Origin of the sequence: Pseudomonas sp., from assembly GCF_050739655.1 — a bacterium.
In the GTDB taxonomy this organism is placed as follows: domain Bacteria; phylum Pseudomonadota; class Gammaproteobacteria; order Pseudomonadales; family Pseudomonadaceae; genus Aquipseudomonas.
This window is the reverse complement of record NZ_JBOIBY010000166.1, coordinates 1-7743: the sequence shown is the minus strand read 5'-3', so window position 1 is coordinate 7743 and position 7743 is coordinate 1. Positions and strand designations below refer to the sequence as shown.

Annotated in this window: 7 protein-coding genes; 2 read left to right on the top strand and 5 right to left on the bottom strand. The window is 60.0% G+C overall.

Annotated features, from left to right (window positions below):
- Positions 1 to 69 precede the first annotated feature (69 nt).
- From ACRESJ_RS07890 to tkt, 5 genes are all read right to left on the bottom strand, one after another.
- The gene (locus ACRESJ_RS07890; RefSeq protein WP_431757404.1) at positions 70 to 402 is read right to left on the bottom strand and encodes an MliC family protein; all 333 of its coding nucleotides are present in this window, start codon (positions 400 to 402) and stop codon (positions 70 to 72) included.
- Positions 403 to 458: 56 nt separating this feature from the next.
- The gene (locus ACRESJ_RS07885) at positions 459 to 680 is read right to left on the bottom strand and encodes a hypothetical protein (protein ID WP_431757403.1); all 222 of its coding nucleotides are present in this window, start codon (positions 678 to 680) and stop codon (positions 459 to 461) included.
- 34 nt (positions 681 to 714) lie between these two features.
- Complete coding sequence (locus ACRESJ_RS07880; protein ID WP_431757402.1) at positions 715 to 1878, bottom strand: phosphoglycerate kinase; 1164 nt, start codon at positions 1876 to 1878, stop codon at positions 715 to 717.
- 26 nt (positions 1879 to 1904) lie between these two features.
- On the bottom strand, positions 1905 to 2963 hold the full coding sequence (epd, locus tag ACRESJ_RS07875) for an erythrose-4-phosphate dehydrogenase (RefSeq protein WP_431757401.1): 1059 nt from the start codon (positions 2961 to 2963) through the stop codon (positions 1905 to 1907).
- 178 nt (positions 2964 to 3141) lie between these two features.
- Entirely contained in the window at positions 3142 to 5139 is a 1998-nt protein-coding gene (gene tkt / locus ACRESJ_RS07870; RefSeq protein WP_431757400.1) for a transketolase, read from the bottom strand.
- 272 nt (positions 5140 to 5411) lie between these two features.
- On the opposite strand from tkt, the gene ACRESJ_RS07865 reads away from it, so the two are divergent.
- Positions 5412 to 6407, top strand: a complete 996-nt coding sequence (locus tag ACRESJ_RS07865; protein ID WP_431757399.1) for an ArsR/SmtB family transcription factor — start codon at positions 5412 to 5414, stop codon at positions 6405 to 6407.
- Between the two features lie 18 nt (positions 6408 to 6425).
- Positions 6426 to 7616: a methionine adenosyltransferase gene (gene metK, locus ACRESJ_RS07860; protein ID WP_431757398.1), complete on the top strand. Its 1191-nt coding sequence runs from the start codon at positions 6426 to 6428 to the stop codon at positions 7614 to 7616.
- The last annotated feature ends 127 nt before the right edge of the window (positions 7617 to 7743 follow it).

Below are 7743 nucleotides of genomic sequence, written 5' to 3'. Positions count from 1 at the left end.
TCAGGGACCCAGCGTTATCGTTACCGACCATCGCGAGCAAGCTCGCTCCTACAGGATGGGTGCAGGCATTTATTGCGCCTTACAGCCACGCCCAATCAAATCATTGGTGGCGACCCAGTAAACCAGGCCTTCCTCACCTTTTATGTGAAACGCCAGCATGTTGTCGCTGTACAACGCACCCGACGCACCCGGCTCCTGCTTCAAACGGTAGACCTGATCGGCCCCACCCAGGCGCACGTCAACGTCCTTGCGGCTGTCGTCGGTGTAGCGCCAAACCACTTTGGCCTGGCTGTCGCAGGTCCAGGTGGTCCAGTTGTCAGCCGGGGCGGACGACTGGAACGGGTTCAAGTTGGCGCACCCGGCCAGCAGTGCCAGCGCCGTAATGGCGAAAAAACCTTTCATCCGTGTTCCTCGGCTGACGGCGCACGCCACCAGCCCTGAGTAAAGAGTCAGACCCGTCAAGGACAACCATGTTCCTTGGCGGGGGTCTGTGTCTCGTATTTGTCCAGGCCATCAGGCCCGGAGCGCTTGTTGAGCACAGGATTGGTCTCCGCCTGCCAGTCGGCCTGGTAGCAGCCCTTGTCCTGTGCCGGCGTCTCGGGCACCTCGGGGGCTTTGGGGTTACTCCCGCAAGCCGCCAGCGAACCCGCGACGATCAACAGCGCTAACGACTTGACCATAAAAACACTCCCTTGCCTGGCCAAACGGGCGGCCTCAGGCCTTGGCCCGGCTTTCCAGGACTTCAACGGCTGGCAGAACCTTGCCTTCGACGAACTCGAGGAACGCGCCGCCACCGGTGGAAATGTAGGAGATTTGCTCGCCAATGCCATATTTATCGATGGCTGCCAGGGTATCGCCGCCGCCAGCGATGGAGAACGCCGCGCTGTCAGCAATGGCCTGGGCCAAAACTTTGGTGCCGTTACCGAACTGGTCGAATTCGAACACGCCCACCGGACCGTTCCACAGGATGGTCTTGGAGGACTTCAGCAGCTCGGCGAAATTCGCGGCGGTCTGCGGGCCGATGTCGAGGATCATGTCGTCGGCAGCCACGTCGGCAATCAGCTTCACGGTGGCCGCTGCGCTTTCGGCGAACTCCTTGGCGACTACCACGTCCACTGGCAGCGGTACGCTGACCTTGGCGGCGATGGCGCGTGCGGTGTCCAGCAGGTCTGGCTCGTACAGGGACTTGCCAACCGGGTGACCGGCAGCGGCCAGGAAAGTGTTGGCAATGCCGCCGCCAACGATCAACTGGTCGCAGATCTGGCTCAGGCTGTTCAGCACGTCAAGTTTGGTCGACACCTTGGAACCGGCAACGATGGCTGCCATTGGCTTGGCCGGGGCACCCAGGGCCTTGCCCAGTGCATCCAGTTCAGCAGCCAGCAATGGACCTGCCGCGGCGACCTTGGCGAACTTGGCTACACCATGCGTCGAACCCTCAGCGCGGTGCGCGGTGCCGAACGCGTCCATCACGAACACATCGCACAGGGCAGCGTATTGCTGGGCCAATTCGTCGGCGTTCTTTTTCTCGCCCTTGTTGAAGCGCACGTTTTCGAACAGAACGATGTCACCGGCCTTGACCTCGACACCACCCAGGTAGTCAGCCACCAGCGGCACTTCACGGCCCAGGGCCTTGCTCAGGTAGTCGGCGACTGGCTTGAGGCTGTTCTCGGCCGAGAATTCGCCTTCGGTCGGGCGGCCAAGGTGCGAGCAGACCATCACGGCCGCGCCTTTTTCCAGGGCCAGCTTGATGGTCGGCAGCGAGGCCAGGATTCGCGCATCGCTGGTGACAACACCGTCCTTGACTGGGACGTTGAGGTCTTCGCGGATCAATACGCGCTTACCTTGCAGATCGAGGTCGGTCATCTTCAACACGGTCATGGGTCGCATTTCCTGGAGTTTCTGTTTTAGAGAGCAGGTTTTTTTGAAGCTGCTGATTGCAGATAGTGTTCTGCAACATCAAGCATTCGGTTAGCAAAACCCCATTCGTTGTCGAACCAGGCCAGGATGTTCACCAGCCGAGGGCCGGAAACGCGGGTCTGACTGGCATCGACGATCGCCGAATGTGGGTCATGGTTGAAATCACAGCTTGCGTGGGGTAGCTCGGTGTAAGCCAGAAGGCCTTTGAGCGGGCCGCTGGTCGCAGCCTCGCGCAGGATCCGGTTGACCTCGGTGGCGTCGGTATCACTGACGGTCTGCATCGTAATATCGAGGCAAGACACGTTTACCGTCGGCACACGTACGGCTTTGGCCTGAATTCGCCCGGCAAGTTCCGGCAACAGACGCTCGATGCCTCGCGCCAGACCAGTGGACACCGGGATCACCGACTGAAACGCCGAACGGGTGCGGCGCAAATCTTCGTGGTGATAGGCGTCGATCACCGGCTGGTCGTTCATCGCCGAGTGAATGGTGGTGATCGACACGTACTCCAGACCAACGGCCTGATCCAGCAGGCGCAACAGCGGCACGCCGCAATTGGTGGTGCAGGAGGCGTTGGAAACCAGCAACTCGTCGCCGGTCAAGCAATCCTGGTTCACGCCGTAGACGATGGTGGCGTCGACATCAGCCTCGCTGGCCATCGGCTGGGAAAACAATACGCGCGGAGCACCGGCGTCGAGGAAACGCTGGCCATCTTCACGGGTGTGGTAAGCGCCGGAGCACTCCAGCACCAGATCGACGCCCAACGACGCCCAATCGATGCCTTCGGGGGTAGCGCTGCGCAGAACCTTCACGCAGTCACCATTAATATGCAGACAATCGCCGTCGACCTTCACTTCACCGGGGAAACGCCCGTGAGTGGAGTCGAAACGTGTCAGGTATTCGATGCTGGCCATGTCGGCGAGATCGTTGATCGCGACAATTTCAAACCCGGCCTTCTCGCCTCGCTCGAACAACGCACGCAAGACGCAACGACCAATCCGGCCGTAGCCGTTGAGTGCAACTTTGTAGGGACGCGGTTGAGGCATGAGGTTCTCGATAGGCGACGCGAGACGAAATTCTTGGGTGCAACACAATCCTTGTAGGAGCTGTCGAGTGAAACGAGGCTGCGATCTTTTGATCTGGCTTCAAAAGATCAAGATCAAAAGATCGCAGCCTTCGGCAGCTCCTACAGGAAACGCGGCAGCCTGAACCACCGCGTGTGTTTTAGTCTTCCAGCAGCTCTTCAGCCTGACCCAGGATGTTTTCCAGGGTGAAGCCGAACTCTTCGAACAAGGCCGACGCAGGCGCGGACTCGCCGTAGGTGGTCATACCAATCACGCGACCTTCCAGGCCGATGTACTTGTACCAGAAGTCGGCATGGGCAGCTTCGATGGCGATACGGGCGCTGACCTGCAACGGCAGAACCGATTGCTTGTAGCCGGCGTCCTGGGCATCGAACACGCTGGTGCAAGGCATGGAAACCACACGTACCTTACGACCTTGCTCGGTCAGTTTGTCGAAGGCTTGAACGGCTAGGCCGACTTCGGAACCGGTAGCGATCAGGATCAGCTCAGGTTCGCCCGTGCAATCTTTCAACACGTAGCCACCGCGGCTGATGTCGGCGATTTGCAGAGCGCTGCGGGTTTGGTGCTGCAGGTTCTGACGCGAGAAGATCAGGGCCGAAGGACCATCCTTGCGCTCCAACGCGTACTTCCAGGACACCGCCGATTCAACGGCATCGGCCGGACGCCAGGTGTCGAGGTTCGGCGTGCTGCGCAGTGCAGTCAATTGCTCGATCGGCTGGTGCGTCGGACCGTCTTCGCCCAGACCGATGGAGTCGTGGGTGTAGACGTGGATCACGCGCTGCTTCATCAGGGCCGACATACGCACGGCGTTTCGGGCGTATTCCATGAACATCAGGAAGGTCGCGCCGTAAGGCACCAGGCCGCCGTGCAGGGCAACACCGTTCATGATCGCGGTCATGCCGAACTCGCGCACGCCGTAGTACATGTAGTTGCCGCTGGCATCTTCGGCAGTGACGCCTTTGCAACCTTTCCACAGGGTCAGGTTGGAACCGGCCAGGTCAGCCGAGCCGCCGAGGAACTCAGGCAGCAGCGGGCCGAAGGCATTCAGGGCGTTCTGGCTGGCTTTACGGCTGGCGATGGTTTCGCCCCTGGCAGCCACTTCAGCGATGTAGGCTTCGGCCTTCTCGGAGAAGTCCGCTGGCAGGTCGCCACTCAGACGGCGAATCAGCTCGTTGGCTTCGGTCGGGAAAGCTGCGGAGTAGGCGGCGAAACGCTGGTCCCACTCGGCTTCGACCGCGCGGCCGGCTTCCTTGGCGTCCCACTCGGCATAGATGTCGGCCGGGATTTCGAACGGACCGTGGTTCCACTTCAGCGCAGCACGGGTCAAAGCGATTTCCGCGTCGCCCAGTGGGGCGCCGTGGCAGTCTTCCTTGCCCTGCTTGTTCGGCGAACCGAAGCCGATGGTGGTCTTGCAGCAGATCAGGGTCGGTTGCTCGCTTTTGCGAGCAGTCTCGATCGCGGTCTTGATCTCTTCCGGATCGTGACCGTCGACATTGCGGATCACTTGCCAGTTGTAGGATTCGAAACGCTTTGGCGTGTCATCGGTGAACCAGCCTTCGACTTCGCCATCGATGGAGATGCCGTTGTCATCGTAGAAGGCGATCAGCTTGCCCAGGCCCAAGGTACCGGCCAGGGAAGCGACTTCGTGGGAAATGCCTTCCATCATGCAGCCATCACCCAGGAACACGTAGGTGTGGTGGTCGACAATGTTGTGGCCAGGACGGTTGAACTGTGCCGCCATGACTTTTTCAGCCAGGGCAAAACCGATGGCGTTGGCCAGGCCTTGACCCAGTGGACCCGTGGTGGTTTCAACGCCGGGGGTGTAACCGAGTTCCGGGTGACCCGGGGTACGGCTGTGCAGTTGGCGGAACTGCTTGAGGTCTTCGATCGACAGGTCGTAGCCGGTCAGGTGCAGCAGCGAGTAGATCAGCATCGAGCCGTGGCCGTTGGACAGCACGAAGCGGTCACGGTCGGCGAACGATGGGTTGCTCGGGTTGTGCTTGAGGTAGTCGCGCCACAGCACTTCGGCGATATCCGCCATACCCATAGGGGCACCGGGATGGCCGCTGTTGGCTTTTTGCACGGCATCCATGCTGAGGGCACGAATAGCGTTGGCACGCTCACGACGGCTAGGCATCGCTGATCTCCTGGGATTCTGAAACAAGAATGAGTAAATCGAAACGGAAAAAAGGCGAGCATTTTCCCTCACCGAGCCGCCTCGGGGCAATGACAGATAGTCATCTGAAGGCGTTTTTCCAATGGATAACGACGGTTTCTACTGGTGAAACCTTTCCGCTGTTCGTTTGTTGACTGAGGCTAACGTCAAGAAGTGCCATCTATCGAGCAATATCAAAACTTTTTGATATTGCTCTTGCGATGCTACGGGTGCGTGACTAGACTGCCGGCCTTATGAACCTACGCGTACCTTCCATTCGTCATGACGACTGCGATGAGCTGGCGGCCCTGTGCAAGGCCGGCGGCGATCCGTTGCGTTTGAATGTTTTGCGCGCGCTGGCCAACGACTCGTTTGGTGTACTGGAACTGGCGCAGATCTTCGATATAGGCCAGTCGGGTATGAGCCATCACCTGAAGGTCCTGGCCCAGGCTGACCTTGTGGCCACGCGTCGGGAAGGCAACGCGATTTTTTACCGTCGCGCCCTGCCTCACACCGATCTGCTGGGCGGAAAACTCCACGCCGCGTTGCTCGACGAAGTAGACAACCTGGCCCTGCCGGCCGAAGTGCAGTCGCGAATCGCACAGGTCCATGGACAGCGCGCGGCGGCCAGCCAGGACTTTTTCTCTCGGGTCGCGGACAAGTTTCGCGCCCAGCAAGACTTGATCGCCGGCCTGCCGCAATACCGCGAAAGCGTCGTGGCGCTGCTGGACAAACTGAGTTTCGACCCAGGCGCCACGGCCATCGAAGTCGGCCCCGGTGACGGCGCATTCCTGCCGGAGCTGGCGCGCCGCTTCACTGAAGTGACGGCGCTGGACAACAGCCCTGCGATGCTTGAGCTGGCACGCCAGGTCTGCGAGCGAGAAACACTGACCAACGTCAGCCTGCAATTGGCCGATGCATTGAACGGCGTAAGCCTCAAGGCCGATTGCGTTGTATTGAACATGGTGCTGCACCATTTTGCCGCGCCGGCCGATGCACTCAAGCACATGGCCAATTTGCTGCAACCAGGCGGCAGCCTGTTAGTGACAGAGTTATGTAGCCACAACCAGAGTTGGGCCAAGGAGGCCTGCGGTGATCTCTGGCTGGGGTTTGAACAGGACGATCTGGCCCGTTGGGCCACCGCTGCGGGACTCGTTCCCGGGGAAAGCCTGTATGTAGGCTTACGTAATGGTTTCCAGATCCAGGTCCGCCATTTTCAGCGGCCGACTGGCGACACTCACCATCGGTAAAATCAGGAAAACATCGAGATGAGCGAATACTCCCTTTTCACCTCCGAGTCCGTGTCTGAAGGGCATCCGGACAAAATCGCCGACCAGATTTCTGATGCGGTGCTGGACGCCATCATTGCTGAAGACAAGTTCGCCCGTGTGGCGTGCGAGACTCTGGTGAAAACGGGCGTGGCAATCATCGCCGGCGAAGTCACCACTAGCGCTTGGGTTGACCTGGAGCAGATCGTTCGTGACGTGATCACCAACATCGGCTACACCAGCTCCAATGTTGGTTTCGACGGCGCGACCTGCGGCGTGATGAACATCATCGGCAAGCAGTCTCCTGACATCAACCAAGGTGTCGACCGTGCCAAGCCTGAAGACCAGGGTGCCGGTGACCAGGGCCTGATGTTCGGCTACGCCAGCAACGAAACCGACGTGCTGATGCCGGCCCCGATCACGTTCTCGCACCAGCTTGTACAAAGGCAAGCTGAAGCACGCAAATCCGGCCTGCTGCCTTGGCTGCGTCCGGACGCCAAGTCGCAAGTCACCTGCCGTTACGAAAACGGCAAGGTTGTCGGTATCGACGCCGTGGTTCTGTCGACCCAGCACAACCCGGATGTGTCGTACAACGACCTGCGCGAAGGCGTGATGGAGCTGATCGTCAAGCACGTGCTGCCTGCCGAGCTGCTGACCAAGGACACCCAGTTCCACATCAACCCGACCGGCCAGTTCATCATCGGCGGCCCGGTAGGTGACTGCGGCCTGACCGGTCGCAAGATCATCGTTGACAGCTACGGCGGCATGGCCCGTCACGGCGGTGGCGCATTCTCCGGTAAGGATCCATCGAAGGTTGACCGTTCGGCGGCCTACGCCGGTCGTTACGTGGCCAAGAACATCGTTGCCGCAGGCCTGGCCGAGCGCTGCGAGATCCAGGTCTCCTACGCCATCGGTGTCGCTCAACCGACCTCGATCTCGCTGAACACCTTCGGTACCGGCAAGATCAGCGACGACAAGATCGTCAAACTGGTCCGCGAAGTGTTTGACCTGCGCCCATACGCAATCACCACCATGCTCGACCTGCTGCACCCGATGTACCAGGAAACCGCTGCGTACGGCCACTTCGGTCGCACCCCGGCAACCAAGACTGTTGGCGAAGACACCTTCACCACCTTCACCTGGGAAAAAACCGACCGCGCCGACGAGCTGCGCTCCGCAGCCGGCCTGTAAGACTTCCCTGGCGGCACCAAAAGCCCCGCACGGTTCGCCGTGCGGGGCTTTTTATTGCAGAAGATCAAAAGATCGCAGCCTTCGGCAGCTCCTACAGTTGTACGCCGATCCCATGTAGGAGCTGCCG

Bases quoted from the DNA above. Each gene is read 5' to 3' on its own strand.
- epd (WP_431757401.1), bottom strand. From the start codon at position 2,963: ATGCCTCAACCGCGTCCCTACAAAGTTGCACTCAACGGCTACGGCCGG.
- tkt (WP_431757400.1), bottom strand. From the start codon at position 5,139: ATGCCTAGCCGTCGTGAGCGTGCCAACGCTATTCGTGCCCTCAGCATG.
- metK (WP_431757398.1), top strand. From the start codon at position 6,426: ATGAGCGAATACTCCCTTTTCACCTCCGAGTCCGTGTCTGAAGGGCAT.
- ACRESJ_RS07885 (WP_431757403.1), bottom strand. From the start codon at position 680: ATGGTCAAGTCGTTAGCGCTGTTGATCGTCGCGGGTTCGCTGGCGGCT.
- ACRESJ_RS07880 (WP_431757402.1), bottom strand. From the start codon at position 1,878: ATGACCGTGTTGAAGATGACCGACCTCGATCTGCAAGGTAAGCGCGTA.
- ACRESJ_RS07865 (WP_431757399.1), top strand. From the start codon at position 5,412: ATGAACCTACGCGTACCTTCCATTCGTCATGACGACTGCGATGAGCTG.
- ACRESJ_RS07890 (WP_431757404.1), bottom strand. From the start codon at position 402: ATGAAAGGTTTTTTCGCCATTACGGCGCTGGCACTGCTGGCCGGGTGC.